General features: G+C 39.9%; 19 protein-coding genes and 2 pseudogenes. 17 read left to right on the forward strand and 4 right to left on the reverse strand.

All coding sequences use genetic code 11. The features are described from left to right. The first annotated feature begins 79 nt into the window (after positions 1-79). From rplI to BQ5903_RS00165, 9 genes are all read left to right on the forward strand, one after another. A complete protein-coding gene (gene rplI, locus BQ5903_RS00125; protein ID WP_010495594.1) occupies positions 80-529 on the forward strand; it encodes a 50S ribosomal protein L9 in 450 nt (149 codons plus the stop codon). 139 nt (positions 530-668) lie between these two features. Beyond that, on the forward strand, positions 669-2,045 hold the full coding sequence (gene dnaB, locus BQ5903_RS00130) for a replicative DNA helicase (RefSeq protein WP_010495592.1): 1,377 nt from the start codon (positions 669-671) through the stop codon (positions 2,043-2,045). 477 nt (positions 2,046-2,522) lie between these two features. After that, complete coding sequence (gene ltrA, locus BQ5903_RS00135) at positions 2,523-3,908, forward strand: group II intron reverse transcriptase/maturase (protein ID WP_079578317.1); 1,386 nt, start codon at positions 2,523-2,525, stop codon at positions 3,906-3,908. Positions 3,909-4,196: 288 nt separating this feature from the next. Continuing rightward, positions 4,197-5,507: an IS1380 family transposase gene (locus tag BQ5903_RS00140; protein ID WP_079578320.1), complete on the forward strand. Its 1,311-nt coding sequence runs from the start codon at positions 4,197-4,199 to the stop codon at positions 5,505-5,507. A 340-nt stretch (positions 5,508-5,847) separates the two neighbouring features. Next, complete coding sequence (locus BQ5903_RS00145) at positions 5,848-6,780, forward strand: phosphate/phosphite/phosphonate ABC transporter substrate-binding protein (RefSeq protein WP_010495589.1); 933 nt, start codon at positions 5,848-5,850, stop codon at positions 6,778-6,780. Positions 6,781-7,038: 258 nt separating this feature from the next. Continuing rightward, positions 7,039-7,824, forward strand: a complete 786-nt coding sequence (phnC, locus tag BQ5903_RS00150) for a phosphonate ABC transporter ATP-binding protein (RefSeq protein ID WP_010495588.1) — start codon at positions 7,039-7,041, stop codon at positions 7,822-7,824. Next, positions 7,817-8,611 (forward strand): phosphonate ABC transporter, permease protein PhnE, encoded by a 795-nt coding sequence (phnE, locus tag BQ5903_RS00155; protein ID WP_010495586.1) that lies wholly within the window; start codon positions 7,817-7,819, stop codon positions 8,609-8,611. The genes phnC and phnE (BQ5903_RS00155) overlap by 8 nt, the downstream gene beginning before the upstream one ends. Beyond that, positions 8,608-9,411 carry a phosphonate ABC transporter, permease protein PhnE gene (phnE, locus tag BQ5903_RS00160; protein WP_010495584.1) on the forward strand — a complete coding sequence of 268 codons (804 nt, stop codon included), beginning with the start codon at positions 8,608-8,610 and terminating at the stop codon, positions 9,409-9,411. The genes phnE (BQ5903_RS00155) and phnE (BQ5903_RS00160) overlap by 4 nt, the downstream gene beginning before the upstream one ends. Continuing rightward, on the forward strand, positions 9,412-10,971 hold the full coding sequence (locus tag BQ5903_RS00165; RefSeq protein ID WP_010495583.1) for a bifunctional metallophosphatase/5'-nucleotidase: 1,560 nt from the start codon (positions 9,412-9,414) through the stop codon (positions 10,969-10,971). It begins immediately after the preceding gene. A 329-nt stretch (positions 10,972-11,300) separates the two neighbouring features. Here BQ5903_RS00165 and tnpA read toward each other — a convergent pair. From tnpA to BQ5903_RS00185, 3 genes and pseudogenes are all read right to left on the reverse strand, one after another. Continuing rightward, positions 11,301-11,795 (reverse strand): annotated as a pseudogene (gene tnpA / locus BQ5903_RS12540) (IS200/IS605 family transposase); the annotation flags it as partial. Between the two features lie 244 nt (positions 11,796-12,039). Beyond that, positions 12,040-12,717 (reverse strand): DUF4867 family protein, encoded by a 678-nt coding sequence (locus tag BQ5903_RS00180; RefSeq protein ID WP_010495576.1) that lies wholly within the window; start codon positions 12,715-12,717, stop codon positions 12,040-12,042. Positions 12,718-12,747: 30 nt separating this feature from the next. Further along, positions 12,748-13,695: a hexose kinase gene (locus BQ5903_RS00185; protein ID WP_010495575.1), complete on the reverse strand. Its 948-nt coding sequence runs from the start codon at positions 13,693-13,695 to the stop codon at positions 12,748-12,750. 418 nt (positions 13,696-14,113) lie between these two features. On the opposite strand from BQ5903_RS00185, the gene BQ5903_RS00190 reads away from it, so the two are divergent. From BQ5903_RS00190 to lacD, 8 genes are all read left to right on the forward strand, one after another. Continuing rightward, complete coding sequence (locus BQ5903_RS00190; protein ID WP_079578322.1) at positions 14,114-14,617, forward strand: PTS sugar transporter subunit IIA; 504 nt, start codon at positions 14,114-14,116, stop codon at positions 14,615-14,617. A 35-nt stretch (positions 14,618-14,652) separates the two neighbouring features. Continuing rightward, on the forward strand, positions 14,653-14,958 hold the full coding sequence (locus tag BQ5903_RS00195) for a PTS sugar transporter subunit IIB (protein WP_010495573.1): 306 nt from the start codon (positions 14,653-14,655) through the stop codon (positions 14,956-14,958). 77 nt (positions 14,959-15,035) lie between these two features. Then, on the forward strand, positions 15,036-16,445 hold the full coding sequence (locus BQ5903_RS00200; protein WP_010495572.1) for a PTS galactitol transporter subunit IIC: 1,410 nt from the start codon (positions 15,036-15,038) through the stop codon (positions 16,443-16,445). A gap of 57 nt (positions 16,446-16,502) precedes the next feature. Continuing rightward, positions 16,503-16,745 carry a hypothetical protein gene (locus tag BQ5903_RS00205; RefSeq protein ID WP_010495571.1) on the forward strand — a complete coding sequence of 81 codons (243 nt, stop codon included), beginning with the start codon at positions 16,503-16,505 and terminating at the stop codon, positions 16,743-16,745. A 250-nt stretch (positions 16,746-16,995) separates the two neighbouring features. Beyond that, positions 16,996-17,766, forward strand: coding sequence for a DeoR/GlpR family DNA-binding transcription regulator (locus BQ5903_RS00210; protein ID WP_010495570.1), 771 nt, complete (start codon positions 16,996-16,998; stop codon positions 17,764-17,766). A gap of 79 nt (positions 17,767-17,845) precedes the next feature. Continuing rightward, entirely contained in the window at positions 17,846-18,274 is a 429-nt protein-coding gene (gene lacA / locus BQ5903_RS00215; RefSeq protein ID WP_010495568.1) for a galactose-6-phosphate isomerase subunit LacA, read from the forward strand. Positions 18,275-18,341: 67 nt separating this feature from the next. Next, entirely contained in the window at positions 18,342-18,860 is a 519-nt protein-coding gene (lacB, locus tag BQ5903_RS00220) for a galactose-6-phosphate isomerase subunit LacB (protein ID WP_010495566.1), read from the forward strand. A gap of 71 nt (positions 18,861-18,931) precedes the next feature. Further along, entirely contained in the window at positions 18,932-19,912 is a 981-nt protein-coding gene (lacD, locus tag BQ5903_RS00225; protein WP_010495564.1) for a tagatose-bisphosphate aldolase, read from the forward strand. A gap of 188 nt (positions 19,913-20,100) precedes the next feature. On the opposite strand, the pseudogene BQ5903_RS00230 reads toward lacD, so the two are convergent. Beyond that, positions 20,101-21,072, reverse strand: a pseudogene (locus BQ5903_RS00230) (AEC family transporter). Positions 21,073-21,081 lie beyond the last annotated feature (9 nt).

Below are 21,081 nucleotides of genomic sequence, written 5' to 3' on the forward strand. Positions count from 1 at the left end.
GATGCTAAAAAGATGTGTTGTAACATGATAGTCGGTAGTGCCAGTCTTCCGTCGCTCTGTTATTTTAGGAGGTATTTTGATGAAAGTTATTTTTACACAAGATGTGCGAAATAAAGGTAAACGTGGAGAAGTTAAAGAGATCCCAGACGGTTATGCTAACTTCTTGATCAAAAATAATAAAGCCAAACAAGCCAGTGCTGCTGCGATGAGCAAGTTAAAGGGTCAGCAACATGCTGAGGCTAAAAAAGAAGCAGAGATCATTGCTGAAGCTAAGGATCTTAAAGAAAAACTTGAATCTGGCAAGTATGTGGTTGAATTGAAGGCCAAAGCTGGCAAGGATGGGCGTTTGTTTGGTTCAGTTACATCTAAGCAGATCGCTCAAGGGTTACAAAAACAGTATGGAATTAAGATCGATAAACGTAAAATGGAATTAAAAGAACCCATCCGTTCAATGGGGTATGTTAATGTGCCGGTTAAGTTGCACAATGATGTTTCTTCGAAGATCCGGGTTCACATTACTGAACAATAAATTTGAGAGGCTAAAGCCCAGTATGATTTAAAAAGGGCCTAAGAGTACGTGATGATTCTTAGGCTCTTTTCGTTTTATGTACAACCGATTATAATGATTAGAAACTAAGAAATTTTTATTACTAGAAAGGAACACAGTCATGGATAATGACGTTTTGACGGACAATTTACCTCCACAAAATATTGAAGCTGAGCAAGCAGTCCTTGGTTCAGTTTTCTTGAGTACAGATGCATTAGCTGATGCGATGGAATATGTTGAGCCAGATGACTTTTATCGGCGAGCTCACCAAATCATGTTTCAGGCAATGATCGAACTCAATGATGCTGGTGAGGGTATTGATGTTGTGACTGTTAAGAACCAGCTGGAGCAGGATAATCAGATCGATGATGTGGGCGGAGTAGCTTATATCGCTGAATTAGCTCAGGCAGTTCCAACAGCTGCAAATGCCTCGTATTATGCGCAAATTGTTGAAGAAAAAGCGATGCTGCGTAGGTTGATCTCTGCAGCAACCAATATCATGAGTTCGGCACAGAATCAGGATGAAGACGTACCTAACTTGCTGGATGATGCTGAGCGTCAAATCATGGATGTTTCAGAGCGGCGGAATCGCAGCGGTTTTAAACCGATCGACCAAGTTTTAAAAACAGCCTTGGAAGAAGTCGATAAGCTCTCACAAGAGCATGAAGATATTACGGGTTTACCGACCGGATATAGGGATTTTGATTTGATGACCGCAGGATTGCAACCTGATAACTTGATCATCTTGGCGGCACGGCCTGCTGTTGGTAAGACTGCTTTTGCGTTGAATATCGCGCAAAATGTTGGGACTGCAACTGACTCAAATGTTGCTATCTTTTCATTGGAAATGAGCGCGGAATCGCTGGTCAACCGAATGTTATGTGCGGAAGGCTCGATCAATGCCAATCATTTGCGAAATGGACAGTTAGATGACAATGAGTGGCAAAATTTGATCGTTGCCATGGGGGCTTTGTCTAAAACAAATATTTACATTGATGATACACCCGGAATCAAAATGAGTGAGATCCGAGCTAAATGTCGGCGGTTAGCTAAAGAAAAAAATGGTTTAGATCTGATCGTTGTAGATTACCTGCAGTTGATTGAAGGGTCGAATAAAGAAAGTCGGCAACAAGAAGTCTCTGAGATCTCACGGCAACTTAAAAAACTAGCTAAAGAGTTATCAGTACCGATCATTGCTTTATCACAGTTATCACGTGGAGTTGAACAAAGACAAGATAAGCGGCCGGTTTTATCGGATATTCGTGAGTCTGGTTCTATTGAGCAAGATGCGGATATTGTTGCCTTCTTATATCGTGATGATTATTATGAGCGAGATAATGACGATGACGATGAGGAGCAAAATGAAGAAGATCAAGATGTTGGTGAAGTTGAATTGATCATTGAAAAAAATCGTGCGGGTGCACGAGGAACAGTCAAACTTTTGTTTATCAAATCGTACAATAAATTTTCAAACATTGCTTATCAACAAGAACAATAATAATTTTTGCACAAAAGTCTCCTATATTTTAGGGGGCTTTTTTTGTAAGTGCGCCCGGCATGGGCAGTAACTAGGCGGTGTAAGTCCGCTGTGAGCCGTAGTGGCCGGTATCACGAGTCGAAGACAAGGGTGTCTATCGTGAGGTAGAATCTGAAGGAAGTCCTAGACGAAACATCGAATCGATGAACAAGAAGTGGCTAAAAGGCTGGAAACGGTGGGATGAGATTGCTTAACAAATCGAAGTCCCTGACCACTCGAAACCGTCACAGTAAAGCCAACGGTTTGATGCGAAAGCTACTGCTCTTACCCGGGGAGGTCTGTCATGGTAGTTCTCTCAAGCTGGAAGTTATTTCTGGCAGGAACAGGCTCAATAGTAATGTTGAGTTGTCCATGACAGAAGTCAGCCGAGGCCATAGTAGCCAGTAATGGTGAAGGGCTGAACAACAATAATTTTGATTCATCCTGGAGGTGGAAACAATGCGACAATCGCAGAAAACAGAAAATAAAGCTGACTACCTGCGGAGGGTAACCCTGGAAGGGTCAGAGCAAACAGGAGCGCGTAGCGTTGTTTCTGGTGAAAAGAGAACTCAAAATGGCTTATTACGTGAGAAGGTCTTAGACCGGAATAATTTAAATCGGGCCTTTGTCCATGTCAAGCGTAATAAAGGGGCTGGAGGAATTGACGGCATGTCCGTTGAGGAACTTGGCCCATACTTGAAAGAGAATAACGTAAAACTAATCGAGGCCTTGCGAACCGAAAGCTATGAACCCCAACCTGTCAAACGAGTTGAGATTCCTAAGCCAGATGGTTCGAAACGTCAGTTAGGAATCCCAACGGTCGTTGACCGTGTGGTTCAACAGGCGTTACAACAGCAACTGTCTCCTATTTTTGAAAAAGTATTCTCAGATAATAGTTATGGTTTTCGACCACACCGCAGTGCACAAAGTGCTGTGAAAAAGGTGGTTGCTTATTATAATCAGGGTTATCACTACGTGGTCGACCTTGATTTAAAGTCCTATTTTGACAATGTGAACCATGATTTACTAATTAAATTTGTTGAAAATTACATTAGTGAGCCATGGGTCTTGCATTTGATTCGTAAGTTCTTGACGAGTGGTGTTATGAATGGTCGATTTTTCGAGAAGTCCGCTAAAGGTACACCGCAAGGTGGCAATATTTCACCATTACTAGCAAATATTTATCTGAACGAGCTGGACAAAGAATTGACCAAAAGAGGACATAAATTTGTACGCTATGCGGATGACTGTAATATCTATGTTAAAAGTAAGCGTGCGGGTGAACGGGTTCTCAAAAGCATCACCCAGTTTTTAGAAAAGGAACTCAAGGTTGAAGTGAATGCAGAAAAGACGCAAGTCGGTTCTCCACTAAGACTGAAGTTTCTAGGTTTTTCGCTGGGTGTGGGACGCAATAGCGCCTACCCGCGTCCTCATAAAAAACCTAAACAGAGAATTAAACAGGAATTGACAAGAATCACCAAGAGAAGCCGAGGCGTCAGCCTTGATAGGATCCTGCATGAAATTAAGCAGAAAATGCAGGGCTGGATCCAATATTATTCCATTGGGAAGATGAAAATCTTTCTCCAACAACTAGACAAATGGTTGCGCTCGCGCATCCGCCAGTATATCTGGAAACAGTGGAAGAATATCGGAACCCGTTATAAAGCATTGATTAAACTAGGCTTGACACCCAAACAGGCGAAAATCTACGTCAATACTCGTAAGGGATACTGGCGCAACGCGCACAGTAAAACACTGTTGATGACCATAACTAATAAAAGACTGGCACAGCGTGGGCTAATAAATCTGTCCAAACTGTACCAGTCTATTCAAGCAAAAGCTTAAGTTGTTGAACCGCCGTATACGGTTCCGTACGTACGGTGGTGTGGGAGGTCGATAGTGTGAACTATCTCCTACCCGATTAGTAGATGTAAATACGACGGCAGCAAAAAAACACATTTTAAAAAGTTCACAAAAACCTGAATTATTCATACTTTTCCCTTAAGGACTACTTTTTGTTGTTGTCATGCTAGTTCGCATCTTTTTCGTTTTTCACCTGTTGGGTGTACAAAAAGAGCACATCCTGTGCTATTGTAAAGTCGATGAAAACCACAAAGAACAGGAGTGCTCCTTATGTCAACTTTACATCATGAAAAACTTTTATTCAATGACCAGATCAACATTTCTAATGACGGTGGTGAGTTAGCGAACGATGCCGGAACTTTATTAATTGCTGAATTTCTGCACCAAATTCACTTTGACCAGCTCTTAGAAGATAACTTGCATTTTAAAGATGACCGTAAATATTGTACCTTTCCCTTGAACAATTTATTTAAGCAGTTGCTGTTGCAATTGCTGGCAGGATACTGCCAAGATCAGTCGGCTAATACCTTGTCACACGCCGTTGATTTTAAGCTGGTCTTGTCTCAAGCGGTCGCTTCCCAGCCGACACTTTCACGCTTTATCAATCACATTTCAGCGTCTGGGCTCTTTTCAGTCAAATCATTGCTCGGCTCGGTAGCTCACTTTGTTCTTGGGCAGCTAAATCAACATCAGCTGATCCTTGATCTAGATTCGACACATGCCGATACGTTTGGTGACCAAGAAAAGAGTGCTTATAACGGTCACTACCAGACCAACGGTTATCATCCTTTACTAGCCTTTGATGCTTTATCGGGCTGCTTGTTGAATGCTCAATTACGCCCCGGCAATCGCTATACTTCCCAAGGTGCGACTAAATTTTTATTACGGAGCTTACGGGCCTATGACGGATCTTCCCTGGATGTCTTAGTGCGGGGAGATTCTGGTTTCGCAGCTCCAGGGATCTACCATGCGTGTGATAAAAAGCAGGCTAAGTTCGTGATTCGTTTAAAAGCGAACTACCAGCTCCAAAGTCGGGCTGAGCACCTGATCCAAGTGGGTGACCAGGACTTCACCGAAGCTGAAGTCCAATGGCATGTCCTGCGAGACTATTGTCCTCAAAGTTGGTCACGACCTTATCGTGTGATTATTAAATCAACGCGGCCGGCGGGCAACTTTCTGTTTGACCATGAGTTTATCGTGACCAACTTGGAAGAATTAAGCGGTCCACAAGTCTTTGCCCTCTATCACCAACGCGGTTCCATGGAAGACTTGATCAAAGAAGTTAAACGTGGCTTTCACTTTGATAAAACGGACAGTTCTAGTTTTGAGGCCAATGAGTTCCGGAAGCTGGTAGCTGGGGTCGCTTATAATATACTGCAAGCCATGAAGAACTTAGTTTTACCAACAAAGCTTAAACACGCTCAGGTCGGGACGATCCGTTTTAAATTACTCCATGTGGCAGCTAAGGTCACGCACCATGCGCGTCAAGTCTGGGTCCATTTATCTCAGACCAATGTGTTCGATAAATTATTTTGGCAGACACTGTTCAAGATTCAAAATCTAAAAATATATCCGCTGTGAACTCACAAAATAAAAAATGTTTTTCTTAGGGAAAGGGTGAAGTCTGTCCTTTTTTAAACAGTCCGACAACAAAACTAACAAAAAGCTGCTTTTTTTACACACTAAAGTAACTTTGCACAAAGTTTTAACTGCAACGAAAAGTATGAATAATTCAGGAAAAATATAAATAAATACGTTTTACTGGGGCATATAAAATATATTTTTGTAAAAAATGGAACTATTTTAGATGTTTTTTATGTAAACATTCGTTTTTATCCTTGATTAAGTGCTTAATTTTTGTTTATAATAGCTTTTGGAAGTAGAGGTTCATATTAGACAAACCGAAGTGGGGGAATTTCGAATGAAGTTTTTTAAAAAAGCTGCAATTGTCGCGTCTGGACTCTTGTGTGCAGTTAGTTTGGCAGCGTGCGGTAATAAAAGCTCCAAAGATTCAGATACATATAAGCCTAAAGAATTAACGGTCCAGTTTGTGCCTTCGTCCAATGCAACAACGATCGAAGCTAAGGCCAAGCCTTTGGAAAAATTATTAAAAAAGCAGTTAGGTATCCCAGTGAAGGTTAGTGTTTCGACTGATTACAATACTATTGTGGAAGCAATGGGTTCCAAAAAAGTTGATGTAGGTTTCTTGCCGCCAGATGCTTATGTTTTGGCACATAAACAAAATAATGCCAAGGCTATTTTACAGGCTGAACGTAAAGAAGTCCTCGGAAAAGATGATCATCCAGGCAGCAAGAATGTTGATTACTATCGTTCACAGATCTTGGTACGTAAGGATAGTGGTATAAAAACGTTAGACGATCTTAAGGGTAAGAAAATTGCTGTTCAAGATACAACATCAACTGCCGGATGGATCTTCCCTGCGGTTGAAATGTATAAACATGGCGTGAATATTAACAAAAATGGTATTAAAACAGCACAGGTAAAAGGACATGATCAAGGAGTTCTGTCTGTTTACAACAAAAATACTGATGCTGCTTTTGTTTTCCAAAGTGCACGTAATTTGGTCAAAAAAGACGCACCCGATGTTAATGACAAAGTTGTTCCGATCTATACTACTAAAAAGATCCCGAATGATACTATTACCGTCCGTGGAGATATGGATGGAAAATGGCAAAAGAAGATCGCTAAAGCATTTAAGGATATCGCCAAAACTAAAAAGGGTCATGACATTGTATCAAGTGTTTATTCCCATGAAGGTTATGCAGATTCCAAGGATAGCAATTTTGATATAATCCGTGAATACGATAAAACAGCAGAAAAACTGGATAAATAAAAACAGGGTAGAGAAATTTGGGAGACAACGTGCATTATCGGACTCGAACCTTATAGTGCATTTTTGCACGGCCAGCTCCGAGCTGGATAAACAGGGCTTTCTGTTTCACAGTTCCTAACCAAACATTCTTTTATTTATTAGTATTTCTTAAGTTGTAGCGATTTTATGTTTTTAAAAAGGGGGCAGAAACGAGTAACTATTGTTTCTGCTCTTAGTTATATCTAGCTGCAAATGTGCGGCATGAAGGGTGGATTTAAAATGAGCGACAGACCAGTTATGATCGAATTTGATGACGTACAAAAGGTGTATCCTAACGGAACAGTAGGGCTGAAAGATATTGATCTAAAAATATATGATGGTGAGTTTGTTGCCGTAGTTGGTTTATCTGGCGCGGGAAAAAGTACTCTTCTTCGTTCGATCAATAGGATGCACGATGTTACTAGTGGTGATTTGAAAGTCGATGGTCAGTCGATCGTTGGGTATAAGGGGAAGGACCTCCGCAATCTCAGACGAAGTATTGGTATGATCTTCCAAGATTTTAATTTAGTTGATCGGGCAAGCGTCAGAAGAAATGTCTTGTCCGGTAGAGTTGGGTATTATTCAACTTGGAAAAGTTCACTAGGATTGTTTTCTGCAGAAGATAAACAGCGTGCGATCAACTCTTTAAAAAGAGTGAATATGGTTGAAAAACTATATACCAGGGTCGATGAGCTTTCTGGCGGACAACAGCAGCGTGTAGCTATTGCACGTGCCTTAATGCAGGATCCTAAAATTATGTTGGCGGACGAACCGATCGCCTCACTTGATCCATTGACTACTAATGCAGTGATGGATGACTTACTTAGTTTGAATAAAGATTTAGGAATAACAGTTTTAGCTAACTTGCACTCGGTGCCGCTTGCAATGAAATATGCTGATAGGATCATCGGTTTACGTGCAGGACAGTTAGTTTATGATAAGCCGATCGCCGAAGTTTCTGAAGATGATTTTGCTGAGATCTACAGCGAAAGTCATCCTGTGACAGGAGGCGCTGTCCATGGATAAAGATCTTATTCCAAAACGTACTTTCGTACAGAAATATCATGTTAAAGGACTGGTTGGAACGTTCATCTTTCTCCTGTTATTGTGGGGTTCAGCAGTTATGACAGGCGTTAATTGGGGTGAATTTTTTACTAACTTAGATCAGTTTTTCGATTTACTTAGTCGGATGGCACACCCTGCTTGGGATTATACAAACATTGTGATCCAACCGATATTAGAAACAATTCAAATGGCTTTGATCGGAACGACCATCGGGACTTTGATCGCTATCCCATTTTCTATTTTAGCTGCGCGAAATTTAATTAAAAATGCAGTTGTTCGAGGGGTCATACGGTTTATTTTAAACTTGGTCAGAACATTGCCGGATCTTTTATTAGCTGCCTTGTTTGTGGCGATCGTGGGGATCGGTTCAACTGCTGGTGTTTGGACATTAGCTGTGTTTTCATTCGGAATGATCTCTAAACTATTTTATGAAACCATTGAAACTATTGATGATGGTCCGTTGGAGGCTTTAAGAGCTGCAGGTGCTAATAATGTACAAGTAGTTGTCTTTGCCGTAGTTCCTCAAGTTTTAAACAGTTTTGTCAGTTATTTTCTATATACATTTGAGATCAATGTTCGTGCTTCGACCGTTCTTGGTTATTTAGGCGCGGGCGGTATTGGTGTCTATTTGCAACGCTCCTTGTCTTCATTTAGATATGATCAAACGGCTGTGATCGTTATTGCTATCTTATTGATTGTTATAGTGATCGATTCAGTCAGCAACAGTTTAAGGGAGAGATTGCAATGACAGAAAATATTAAAAAACAAAATTTTGCTGCACGATATGGCTGGATCTTCTGGGCTGTTATAGTCCTTTTATTTTACGTGTGGTCTATCACAGGTCTTAAATTTAGCGGTCTGCAGGAATCAGCTGGCGAGGTTTCAAAATCGATCGTTAATGGGCTCTTTCATCCCGAATGGGGCTATTTTTACGATGGTAGTGGGGAAGATCTGTTTAGCTTGATCATCCAAACGCTTGCTATTGCTTTTTTGGGGACGTTTGTTTCTGCGATTTTAAGTGTGCCCTTTGCCTTTTGGGCAGCGCGTGGGCCGGAAGAAAATAAACTTCATCTGCGTTCTTCAAGTGGAAAGTTTGTCTTAGTTTTTATCCGGACTTTTCCAGAGCTAGTTTTGGCTATTATGTTTATTAAAGCAGTTGGTCCGGGGTCATTTGCCGGGGTGTTGGCTGTTTCGATCCATTCGATCGGGATGCTAGGTAAGTTGTTTGGCGAGGCGATCGAAAATATGGACCGTGGTTCTGAAGAAGCTATTCAGTCTGCTGGCGGAAGTAAGGCTGACATGTGGCTTCTAGCTACCATGCCTACGATCATGCCCGAATTCTTATCTTATACATTATATCGCTTTGAGATCGCGGTTCGTTCTGCTTCGATTCTTGGGATGGTCGGGGCCGGCGGGATCGGGACGCCATTATTGTTTGCGATCCAGACAAGAAACTGGCCGCGGGTCGGTATTATTTTATTGGGTATCATCGTAATGGTTACAATGATCGATCTCATTTCAGGTTCTATTAGAAAGAAGTTAGTTTAAATGAAAATCACGATCTTATCTACAAGTGATGTTCACGGTTATTTTTATCCGACTGATTTTAGTACGATAGATGATCACCACGAATTTGGATTTTTAAAGGCTGCAAGTTTGATCAGGAAGGTTAAAGCAGATGAAAGACCGAATGAAATAGTTCTTTATATTGAAAATGGCGACATTATCGAAGGGTCACCAATGGATTCTTATGCCTATAATACTAGGGAAACCACTGATTATTCTCAGAAAATTATTTCGCTGGTCAATCTTTTAAAACCTGACGCTGCGGTTTTGGGTAATCATGAGTTTAATTACGGATTAGATTATTTGGGTCAGGTGCTAAAAGAGCGTAGTTTTCCAATATTAGGTGCAAATATCAGCGGGGAAAGTTCTTCACGGATCCTTGATGCGCCGTATAAAATCATTGAAGAAAAAGGTGTCAAGATCGGGATCGTCGGATTAACGACACAGTTTATTCCTCATTGGGAGGACCCCACAAATATCTGTGGGCTGCACTTCGCCTCGGCACTTGATACTTTAAAAGGAACAGTTGCCCAATTGCGTTCACAAGTTGACGTTTTACTTGCAGCGTATCATGGCGGTTTCGAAGCAGATCTGATCACGGGTCAGCCGACTGAAAAACAGACAGGTGAAAATGAAGGATCGGCTATTTTACGTGAAATACCAGAAATTGATGCTTTAGTGACTGGACACCAGCATCGGCGAGAGGCAGCCATTGTTAATGGGATTCCGGTAACACAGCCTGGGTATCGGGGAAGTGATGTTGGAAAAATTGTGCTGGAACTTGACGAAAAAAAGCACGTCAAACGCTCCACAGCCCAGTTAATACCAGTGTCCGGACAGCAATTAGCACAAGATCTGCAACAGGTCTCAGAACAGTGGTACGATGATACACAAAAATGGTTAGACCAGCCAGTTGCTACGATCACAGGGGACATGCGGATCACTGACCATATGAAAGCTCGTGCCCGGGGACACGCTTACTTAGATTTAGTTAACCATGTTCAAATGGAAGCAACTGGTACTGAAATATCTGGAACTGCTTTATTTAATGATGATGTGCGAGGATTCGGCAAGAACGTGACTGTGCGTAATGTGATGAATAGTTATGTTTATCCTAATACCTTGGTGGTTGAAAAAGTAACCGGTGCCGACTTAAGAGCGGCGCTTGAAAGATGTGCTTCTTTTTTTGAATTAAGAGAAGATGGGTCTCTGCAAATTTATGCAGAATTTAGTACGCCAAAGGTAGAATTGTATAATTACGATTACTACACGGGTCTAGATTACACTTTTGATTTGCATAAACCAGTCGGGCAAAGAGTTGGCAAAATTTTTCATGCTGGTGCCGAATTATTAGATGAACAAGAGGTAGAAGTAGTGTTGAATCAGTATCGAGGTGTTGGCGGCGGGGATTATCCCATGTTTAGTGCTGATAAAATCGTGCGTGAATATGCTGACGATATGCCAAAATTGATCATTCAGTATTTACAGGATCATCCTAAGATCACTGCTGCTCAACCCCATAACATTCATTTGTTACGATAGTGTGCTTTAGGAATGCTAGAAAAAAGGCTGATAAGCAATATGTGTATTACTACAAAAAGAAGAGGGCAGATAAGCTCTCTTTTTTGTTGTCTAGTATAATCAGGGAAATTTTTACTGACGTTTGCGAACAAATACTTGCTCGTTATCACGAAAAGCAAAAACATTAAGATAAAGCAGGCAAAAATTTTTTATTTTATTGAAATGAATTTTGGCGGAAGATAGTCTACTAACCAGATCCCGTTTTTTGTTGGATAAAAAGAGATATCCGACGCATTAGCTTTTTGAGCTGCAATCTTTAAGTCCTTCTTGTTGAATTAATTTTGCAGCTATATGAGAAGTTCCATGATAAAGGGTTTCTGGCGGATCTGCTGCTGGTTCAAGTGGTTCAACAGGAATACTATGTCCGTATAAAGCGCGGATCGTACGGCCTTCAATAATAAAGCGTTGCTTGTTACTTTGATAGATGATTTGTTCGATCGTCTTTTTGTTGAGTGGTGTTTGATAGTGAGCATTGAACTTTTTGAGAAGATCGTTTAAGTCTGCCCTGCCAAACCTATCTATTTGGATGCCGATCCTATTAAGTATCCCATAAAAGACGATACACTTAATTTTGGTGGAATTCTAACCAGTATATGCACGTGATCTGGCATCGCATGAGCTTCAATAATCTCAACATCTTTATTTTCACACAATCTCCGCAGTATTTACCCGATATATTTTCTGATTTCTTTATAAATGACCTTTCTTCTATATTTTGGCGTAAACACCAGATGATATTTACAATTCCACCTTGTATATGCTAAGCTACTATCGTCTTTAGACATTTCAAGATCTCCCTTCATTTTTTAGTTAGCGGTTGGTAGCCACTGACTATTTTAGCTGAGGGAAGGTCTTTTTTGCTAGAAGCCTCTCGAGTCGCACATGTATAACGTGTGGTTTATTAGCATCATACTAACAAAAACTGAGAGACAGAAAAATCAAAAGTGATTTTCTGTCTCTCAGTTTTTTACCTGTCCTCATCATTGAGTCCCAAAACTCAAGGTTAAATAGTACTCACATGCTACATGTTTATTTCAAAGGAGAAAGTTCGATCAAATCGCCTGAAACTCCGATTTGTGCGCCTTGTTCAATTTTATCAGTCCGTGATTCATGGACCACTTGAAATTTATTTTTCTTAACGATCCGCGGGTTATTGGAATGGAAATTTTCCGGTAGAGGCTGATTTGATCCAGCTGGCAACATCACTATGATTTTAAAACCTGAATCGTCGACTTTGATCGGGCTGTAATGTAGGGTATCACTATAAAATTCAACGACTGTTCCACGTGGAACAAAGAAAAGTTCAGCTTGTTCTTTAGCATTGAATGTGCCGCTTTCTTCTAAGACACTTCTTTTACCTAAAACCATGACAACATCGGTTAACATAACATTTAATTCACTGCCTTGATGATATTCAACGGCTGTGAAGTTTGAAGATTGACCAGTACATTCACCTGCTTCAAAAGGCATGCCGGCATAGATATCTGTTCCAATCGTTTGCATGGAAGGTACTTTTTCTAATTCAGCGTTAGAAGGTACATAGACATTACTTGTTTGATCGATGGTAATATTGTCGTCCATATATTTGATCACATCTGAAACATCATAATTAGTATAGATCTTGCCATATTTGGCAAAAGCTTGATCTGTAGTTTTCTTAATAGTATATGTTGGATTTTGCGCGCACATTTCTTCGTATTTATTCAAAGCACTGACTTCTTTCTATATTTTATATGCTTAATTTAATTTTTCCACGGACACTTTGTTGAAGTACTCGTCAAACAAGGAAGGGTCAATATGACCAGTTTCTTTTTCCATGGTATTTAACATTCCAGTAGTCATAGCCGTCTTTAAAACAGTGGGTATGGTTTCGTTTCTGTTGATCCCAACAGCTAAACCGGCAACTGTCGAATCTCCAGAGCCAACAGGATTGACTACATTAATCTTTGGTATTGAGACACGATATATTTCTTGACCAACCTTGGCTAAAGCACCATCTTTACCAAGAGAAACAACGACCCACTCCAAGTTAGTAAATATTTCTTCGTTTAATAGTACTTCTTGCAGATCCGTCAGGTCTTTTAATTTTCGGCCAACAAGTTGGGCGATCTCTTCTTGATTAGGCTTGATCAATAATGGTTTATTTGCGCCTGAGATTCCAGCTGTTAGTGACTTTCCAGATGAATCAAGGATCACTTTAACATTTTGCTTGGCAGCAGCCTCGATCATTTGCGCGTAAAGATCAGCGGTAAAACCTTGTGGTAAGCTGCCTGAAATAGTTACCAAGCTGACTTCACTTAGAAGATTTGTAAAATGTTGCATAAACTCTTCTTGTTGTTGTGCCGTTAGTGCCGGGCCTGCTTCTAATATCTCGGTCTGTTGGCCATCATCATGGAGAATAGCGATACAGTTGCGTGATTCTTGTGTGATGTGTAGAAACTGTTCTTGCAATCCGACTTCTTTTAATTGTTTAGAAATATAATCACCAATCGTTCCGCCTAAAACTCCGCTGGTTGAAACGGGTTCATTTAATTGGTGGATCACTCGTGCAACGTTAAGGCCTTTACCTCCGGCCGTTTTAGTAACATTTGAGACACGGTTGACTGTGTCTATATCTAAGTGAGTAATAGGATAAGAAATATCGACAGAAGGATTCATAGTGATCGCTAAAATTTTATTTGACATAAAGACCATCCTTGTTTATTAATGTTTTTAATTGTTTATTCAAAGCTAAAATTATCATTAGACAAGCAATAAGTCAAGACTAACTAGAAATAAGCGTATAAAACCCTTAGATAAAAATATTTTTATGACTTCGGTTACATTGCTTAATTATAGGTACTATTTGTTGGTGAGATGAGGATAACGTTAACTACTATTTGGAAAAGGAAAAGATTAGAAATGTTTAATATTGATTGCTAGGTCGATATACAGTTGAAGTCTTGGGCTTCTGGTTGAAACACCAACGATTCAGGCATTTAATCGTGTACAACTAAACTGGAAAGCCTTTTCAAATTTGTGGTTGACATTCTCAAAATTTCGCTATACTATTAGTTTGTAAACATTATTGAACAAAAATAAACAAGAAAGGAGATCGACTAAAGTGCAGACAGAGAAAGAGGAACCACTTTTTGTTGAGGACACTGTCTATCTTTCTTCGAAGACAACGGCAGAAGAGGTCATTAAAGAAATTTCAGACAAGCTACTTTCAGAGGGGCTGGTCAAACCCGCATTTTATGAAAATGTCATCGGGCGTGAAAAAGACTATCCAACTGGAATAGACTTGAGTGTCGTTGATGAAAGTCTTCCAAATATTGCGATCCCGCATACAGAAGGCGAATTTGTTAATGTTCGCCGTGTGATCCCAGTTCATTTGGAACATCCGGTCACATTCAAAAATATGATCGATCCTAGTTCGAGCATGGAAGTTAAATTTTTATTCATGATTTTGAACAATGACCCAGAAGGGCAATCAAATATTTTAGCTCAGATCATGAATTTTTGTACCACAACTTCTCCTAACGACTTAGGACCGTTTTTCAAGAGTACGGATACTTCCGCGATTTATAAATTTTTGAAGAGATCGTTTGAAGAACAAAATATGTAAAACATATATTTAATTATTTTAAGGAGGAACTTATTATGATCAAGATTTTAGCAGCATGTGGAGCAGGAGTTAATTCAAGTCATCAAATCAAAGATGCATTGGAAAGAGAAATGGGAGATCGTGGATACGACGTTAAATGTGACGCTGTCATGGTTAAAGACATTACCGAAGATATGATCAGCAAATATGATATTTTCACCCCAATTGCTAAAACTGACTTAGGATTTACGCCTTCTATCCCTGTAATTGATGCTGGTCCTATTTTGTATCGGATCGCTGCAATGGCAAAACCTGTTTATGACAAGGTAGAAGAAACAATCAAAAAAGAGGGCTTAAAATAAACACTCTTCGTTAAAATTAAGGCATTAAATTTTTAAAAAGCAATAATTTTCTATTATAAAAAGGAGTGAAATTTTTAATGCAAACTATTATTGATATCGCTAATGCGGTATTCAAGCCGATCATCGATCTGGGGGCTGCTCCGATCATGTTGATCGTCTTAACACTATTAGCGCTGTTGTTTGGGGTCAAGTTTTCTCGTGCCTTGGAAGGTGGTATTCGTTTAGCCATCGCCTTGACAGCTATTGGTGACATTATCAACTTATTGACAACTGCATACCAAAAGCCGTTGGTCGATTTTGTTAAATCAACAGGTATTCACTTGTCGATCACTGACGTTGGCTGGGCTCCATTGGGTACTATTACTTGGGGTTCCCCATATACTTTGTTCTTCTTACTTATTATGATCTTGTTAAACGTTGTAATGTTGGTTTTAAACAAGACAAATACGTTGGATGTTGATATTTTTAATATTTGGCATATTTCATTTACGGCTTTGATGGCTATGTACTTCGGTGCTAACCTATTTGTCGCTACGCTTTTGATCTTATACATTGGTGCTTTGAAGATCGTTAACTCTGATCTGATGAAGCCAACCTTCAACGATCTGTTGGATGCACCGGATGAAAACCCGATGACTACAACCCATTTGAACTACATGATGAACCCAATTATCATGGTATTTGATAAGATATTTGATAAACTTTTCCCTTGGTTGGACAAGTATGACTTTGACTCCGCCGAATTGAACAAAAAGATCGGTTTCTGGGGCAGTCACTTTGCCATTGGTGTTTACTTAGGTGTCTTCATCGGCTTGCTTTCAAAACAAGACGTTCAGACAATTTTGACATTAGCCTTCACTGGTGGTACATGTTTGGAACTGTTTAGTTTGATCGGTTCTTGGTTTATCGCCGCTGTTGAACCATTGTCACAAGGTATTTCTGATTTTGCTACTAAGAGATTTAAGGGACGTACATTCAACATTGGTCTTGACTGGCCATTTATCGCTGGCCGTGCCGAAATTTGGGCTGCAGCTAACGTTTTAGCTCCTATCATGTTGGTTGAAGCATTGGTACTTCCTGGTAACCATATCATGCCTTTAGGTTCTATCATTGCTATGGGTGTTACACCTGCTTTGTTAGTTGTTACTCGTGGTAAGATCATTCGTATGATCGTTATCGGTGCTATTGAAATGCCTATCTTCTTGTGGGCTGGTACATTATCTGCTCCATTCATCACAGGTGTTGCTAAACAAGTTGGTGCTTTCCCTGCCGGTGTTGGTTCAGGTACACAGATTGCTGAAGCTACTAAAGAAGGACCTATCGAACAGTTCTTGGCTTACTTAGTTGGTAAGGCTTCTGAAGGACAAATCGAGTTTATTATCTATGCAGCTCTTGCTTTGATCGCATATGGTTTGATCTTCTGGTGGTATGCAAAACAAATGAAGAAACGTAATGCTGAATATGCTGCTGCAAAAGAAAGCAACTAATTCTAAGACGTTAGTATAATAGTCAACTTTACGATGACAAAAATCGAGGTGATAATCATGAAAAAAGCAACCGGTAAATTGTCAAAACGCGCTAATCTTATTTTGTGGGCAGCGATCGTGATCGTTTCAAGTATCATTGCAACAGCATTTCCAAATCCTATGGTACAAACGATCTCAACGATCATTGCACTATACGCATTGTATAAGACAGTTGGTGTTCCTAAGTCATATTACAGACGTATTGAACGTAATAAAAAGGCACATGAGGAATATAAACATGAACAGCAACAAGAAAGTTAATATTATCGGTCAATGCATTTTCCATGATTTGTCACAAAATCAGGTCATGTAAATGACTGCAGAAGGTACTGTGTTAATTCGCAGTACCTTTTTGAGTAAATAAAGAAATATATTGAGCTAAATGTTTATTTTATTAAAAATAAACAAACAAAAATGCACATAAAACGTTGACTATAGTCTGTTTTAGTGCTAATTTATACATGTAAGGAACATTAACAAACAAAAACAACCATAAAAGGGAGCTGCTAGCATGTTAAAAAGAGAACGGCTGATGATGCTGCTTGATATGGTTAACCAAAACGGCATCATGACTGTTAAGGATTTGATCAATGAGCTGGGAGTTTCTGATATGACGATTCGTCGCGACTTGGATGAATTAGCGGACAGCGGCAAGTTGGTTAGAATACATGGCGGTGCCCAGAGTGTTGCTAGCAGTGATGCGACTGAGTTATCTCACATTGAAAAAAAAGAGGTCCATCTTCAGCAAAAAGAACAAATTGCTAAGCGGGCTGCAAAAATGATCAATGCGGGTGACACGGTCTACATTGGCCCTGGCACGACCCAGGAGCTGATAGTTCGTTACGTAGATGATATTGCTGATTTGAGAGTCGTCACTAATAGTTTGCCGGTCTTTGAATCATGGCAAAACAAAAATGTTGATTTGGTTTTAGGCGGTGGTAACTTTCGCGAGCGGTCAGGAGCGTTTATTGGTGGTTTGGCTAGCGACACCTTGGGAGATTTAAAGTTTAGCAAGTCTTTTGTCGGTGTTAATGGTATCCGCAATGAAAGCATGATGACAGCAAATACTGAGGAGGGCAGTGCCCAAACAGTTGCTATCAATAATAGCCTGACAAAGATCGTTTTGGCTGATCGTTTTAAAATAAATCGCGACGATTTTTATCAGTTTTACAATTTGTATGATGTTGATTATTTGATTACTAATGTTGAGTTGAATGACGAAGCAGTTTCACATTATCAGCAGTATACAAAGGTTATTTTAACAAAGGAACAAATAGAGTGAAGTTTAGTGACTCGCTCTGTAAAAACAAAGGGCTGAATCAGTTGATGATGATTTAGCCAAAAACAAAGGAGATTTTATCATGAAAATTGCATTGGCATCTGATAAGGGCGGCTTTGATCTAAAGGAATATATTAAGAGTTATCTGAAGGGTAAAGACTATGATGTGATCGATCTGACTGAAGAACCAGCAGCAGACTTTGTAGATTCTTCTGTGGCAGTTTCTCGTGCTGTACTTGATGGTAAGGCAGACCGTGGGATCATGTTTGATGAATTTGGAGCCGGTTCAGCAATGGCTTCAAATAAAATCCATGGTATGGTTACAGCCAACGTTGCTGAAGAAAACACCTCACATATGACAACACAACATAATGGGGCAAAGGCGATCGCAATTGGTGCAGGTATCGTAGGGCCAAAGAAGGCTGAATCATTAGTTGATGAATATTTAGGTGTTAATTATGCTGGCGGTCGTCACCAGATCCGTTTGGACATGTTAGAGAAGTTATCTTAATAAACGGCTTCTAAAAAATTAACAGGCTTGATCAAAAAGAAAATGTCTATCTCAAGGAGGAATTGCAATGATTATCGCATTAGGAAATGATCATATTGTTACAGGTACAAAAATTCAAATTTCAGATTTTATAAAGTCTTTAGGCCATGAAGTGATCGATGTTGGAACTTATGACAATACTAGAACTCACTACCCAATTTATGGTTTAAAAGTTGCTGACTTAGTTCGCGATGGCAAAGCTGATCTTGGTGTTGTTCTTTGTGGGACTGGTGTTGGTATTTCAACAGCTGCTGATAAGAATACAGGAATCAGAGCAGCTTTAGTCAATGATGTGACAACAGCTAAGTATGCTAAAGAAGAATTAAACGCTAATGTTATCGGTTTTGGTGGTGCAGTTGTTGGTGAACACCTTGCTGAAGAGATCGTTAATACCTTCTTAAAAACAGAATATAAAGAGACACCAGAAAACAAGAAGTTGATCGAAAAAATCGATAATCTTGAAAAAGATAACCCAGCTCAACATGATAATCCTCATTTCTATGATGATGAGATGAAGTTATGGAATGAAGGCTACTATCACGACTAATGTGTTAGTCGGCAAGTAAAAATACCGAGATACTGAACTTTAAGACTGAATAAAGAGGAGAACAATACAGTATGTCCAATAAAATCGAAGCTTTAAAACGTATGTCCAATAAAGATGGTGTGATCGCAGCTTTAGCAATCGACCAACGCGGTTCTTTGAAAAAAATGTTGGCTGCCGCTGCTAACAAGCCTGCCAATGAAGAAGATATCGTTGAATTTAAGAAGGCTATTTCTTCCGAATTGACTAAATATGCTTCAGCGATCTTGCTTGATCCAGAATATGGTTTGCCAGCTGCTAAAGAACGCGACGCTAACTGCGGCTTGCTGACAGCTTATGAAAAGACAGGTTATGACACAACTGCTCCTGGCCGCATGCCAGACTTGCTGGCTGACTGGTCCGTTAAACGTTTGAAAGAAGCTGGCGCTGACTCGATCAAGTTCATGTTGTACTATGATGTTGATGAAGGTGCTGAGATCAACCGCAAGAAGCAAGCGTTCGTGGAACGGATCGGTGACGAATGTGTGGCTGAAGATATGCCGTTCTTCTTGGAACTGATGTCATATGATGCCAACATCGATGATACCAAGAGTGCTGAATATGCAAAAGTAAAACCACACAAGGTCAACGCAATGGTTGAAGAATTTGCTAAGAGCCGTTACAATGTCGACGTTTTGAAAGTCGAAGTTCCGGTCAACATGGATTATGTTGCAGGTTACAATGGTGATAATGAAGTTATCTTCACTAAAGAGCAGGCTTTGGACTTCTTCAAAGAACAAGACCAGGCAACTGCAGGTGTGCCATTTATCTTCTTGAGTGCCGGTGTTTCTGCTGAACTCTTCCAAGAAACTTTGATGTTTGCTCATGAAGCAGGCTCATCTTTCAACGGGGTTCTCTGTGGCCGTGCTACCTGGCGTCATTCGATCGAACCATTTGCTAAAGATGGCGAGGAAGCCGGACGCGAATGGATGCGGACAACTGGCCGGAAGAACATTGAAGATCTAAACAAAGTTCTGGCAGTTACAGCTTCATCTTGGGAAAGTAAAGTTAAATAATTAAAAAGTTAAGGTAACAACAAGCAAGTAACGAGTGATTTATAACTCTGTGATGTTGGAGTTAGATAGACGAAGCTTCTTACTTGTCTTGTCATAGCCTGACCAAAAAGACTGTTACCGTATGGATCATATGTCCGTACGATAACAGTCTTTTTTTGATAATAATGTTTTTATAAGGTGTAACTCAATTAGATAAATTGTAAAATAGTCATCAAAATAGGTACAACGACTATGAACAATACAGTACTCATAACAACAACATCAGTTGCATATTTAACGTCGCCATGAGCTTCATTTGCTAAGATCGGCAAAACAGCCAACATAGGTGTTGCTGATTGAACGACCAATGTTTGGCTCATCAGACTTGGCATTGAAAAACCGGTCGAAGCACCGATCTTGATCAAAATAATCAAGACAAGCGGTGACAAGATGAAACGTCCGATCAAAGCTAGAACAGAATCACGTTCGAAGTGGAAGTTTTTTAAACCAGCGTTATACAAGACGATCCCGATATAAATTAGGGAAAGTGGAGTAACCAGTGAACCAACATAATTTAGAGTTTAACCCAAAAAGTTTGGAACTGGAATGCTTAACAGCATCCAAACGATGGCCACTATAAAACCGACAAGCGGCATTGGCAAGATTTTTTTCCAGTTGATCTTATTGTGCTTTTTTTGAGCAGATTTATCGACCGTTGGGTCATCATTTTGAATCAAGAATACGCCGAATGCCCAGGTTGAAACTGTATTAACGATATAGTAGATCAAAAAATATGACATCGCCTTATCACCAAAGAGAGCCATATTTAAAGGCATTCCGATAAAGATGGTATTGGCGTTAACAAAGGCATTGATGAAGATCCCGCGGCGACCACGTTTGATCTTGAAGACTTTGACCATTATCCAAGCTATAACATAGCCGATCACAACACCCAAAACCGGGAAAACTAATTCCGTTGAGAGACTGATCAGACTTGACCTAGTCAAATTTTTCATAACTGCGGTAAAAATTGAAGCCGGTAAAGCGATCTTGGTAATTATTGAAGAGATTTCACTTCCAAATGAATCACCGACCCAATTATATTTTTTTAGTAAATATCCCAAGGCCATGATCAAAACGATCACGACAACGCTGGAAACAGACGTTAGAAATACAGACATTATCTGCTT

It is taken from the genome of Ligilactobacillus acidipiscis, from assembly GCF_900116935.1.
GTDB classification, from domain to species: domain Bacteria; phylum Bacillota; class Bacilli; order Lactobacillales; family Lactobacillaceae; genus Ligilactobacillus; species Ligilactobacillus acidipiscis.

What these genes read in the sequence shown, in the direction of transcription:
- lacA (WP_010495568.1), top strand. Translation starts at nt 17,846, where the DNA reads ATGAAAATTGCATTGGCATCTGATAAGGGCGGCTTTGATCTAAAGGAA.
- BQ5903_RS00165 (WP_010495583.1), top strand. Translation starts at nt 9,412, where the DNA reads ATGAAAATCACGATCTTATCTACAAGTGATGTTCACGGTTATTTTTAT.
- BQ5903_RS00145 (WP_010495589.1), top strand. Translation starts at nt 5,848, where the DNA reads ATGAAGTTTTTTAAAAAAGCTGCAATTGTCGCGTCTGGACTCTTGTGT.
- phnC (WP_010495588.1), top strand. Translation starts at nt 7,039, where the DNA reads ATGAGCGACAGACCAGTTATGATCGAATTTGATGACGTACAAAAGGTG.
- phnE (WP_010495586.1), top strand. Translation starts at nt 7,817, where the DNA reads ATGGATAAAGATCTTATTCCAAAACGTACTTTCGTACAGAAATATCAT.
- lacD (WP_010495564.1), top strand. Translation starts at nt 18,932, where the DNA reads ATGTCCAATAAAATCGAAGCTTTAAAACGTATGTCCAATAAAGATGGT.
- phnE (WP_010495584.1), top strand. Translation starts at nt 8,608, where the DNA reads ATGACAGAAAATATTAAAAAACAAAATTTTGCTGCACGATATGGCTGG.
- BQ5903_RS00205 (WP_010495571.1), top strand. Translation starts at nt 16,503, where the DNA reads ATGAAAAAAGCAACCGGTAAATTGTCAAAACGCGCTAATCTTATTTTG.
- ltrA (WP_079578317.1), top strand. Translation starts at nt 2,523, where the DNA reads ATGCGACAATCGCAGAAAACAGAAAATAAAGCTGACTACCTGCGGAGG.
- rplI (WP_010495594.1), top strand. Translation starts at nt 80, where the DNA reads ATGAAAGTTATTTTTACACAAGATGTGCGAAATAAAGGTAAACGTGGA.
- BQ5903_RS00195 (WP_010495573.1), top strand. Translation starts at nt 14,653, where the DNA reads ATGATCAAGATTTTAGCAGCATGTGGAGCAGGAGTTAATTCAAGTCAT.
- BQ5903_RS00200 (WP_010495572.1), top strand. Translation starts at nt 15,036, where the DNA reads ATGCAAACTATTATTGATATCGCTAATGCGGTATTCAAGCCGATCATC.
- BQ5903_RS00210 (WP_010495570.1), top strand. Translation starts at nt 16,996, where the DNA reads ATGTTAAAAAGAGAACGGCTGATGATGCTGCTTGATATGGTTAACCAA.
- BQ5903_RS00185 (WP_010495575.1), bottom strand. Translation starts at nt 13,695, where the DNA reads ATGTCAAATAAAATTTTAGCGATCACTATGAATCCTTCTGTCGATATT.
- BQ5903_RS00140 (WP_079578320.1), top strand. Translation starts at nt 4,197, where the DNA reads ATGTCAACTTTACATCATGAAAAACTTTTATTCAATGACCAGATCAAC.
- lacB (WP_010495566.1), top strand. Translation starts at nt 18,342, where the DNA reads ATGATTATCGCATTAGGAAATGATCATATTGTTACAGGTACAAAAATT.
- dnaB (WP_010495592.1), top strand. Translation starts at nt 669, where the DNA reads ATGGATAATGACGTTTTGACGGACAATTTACCTCCACAAAATATTGAA.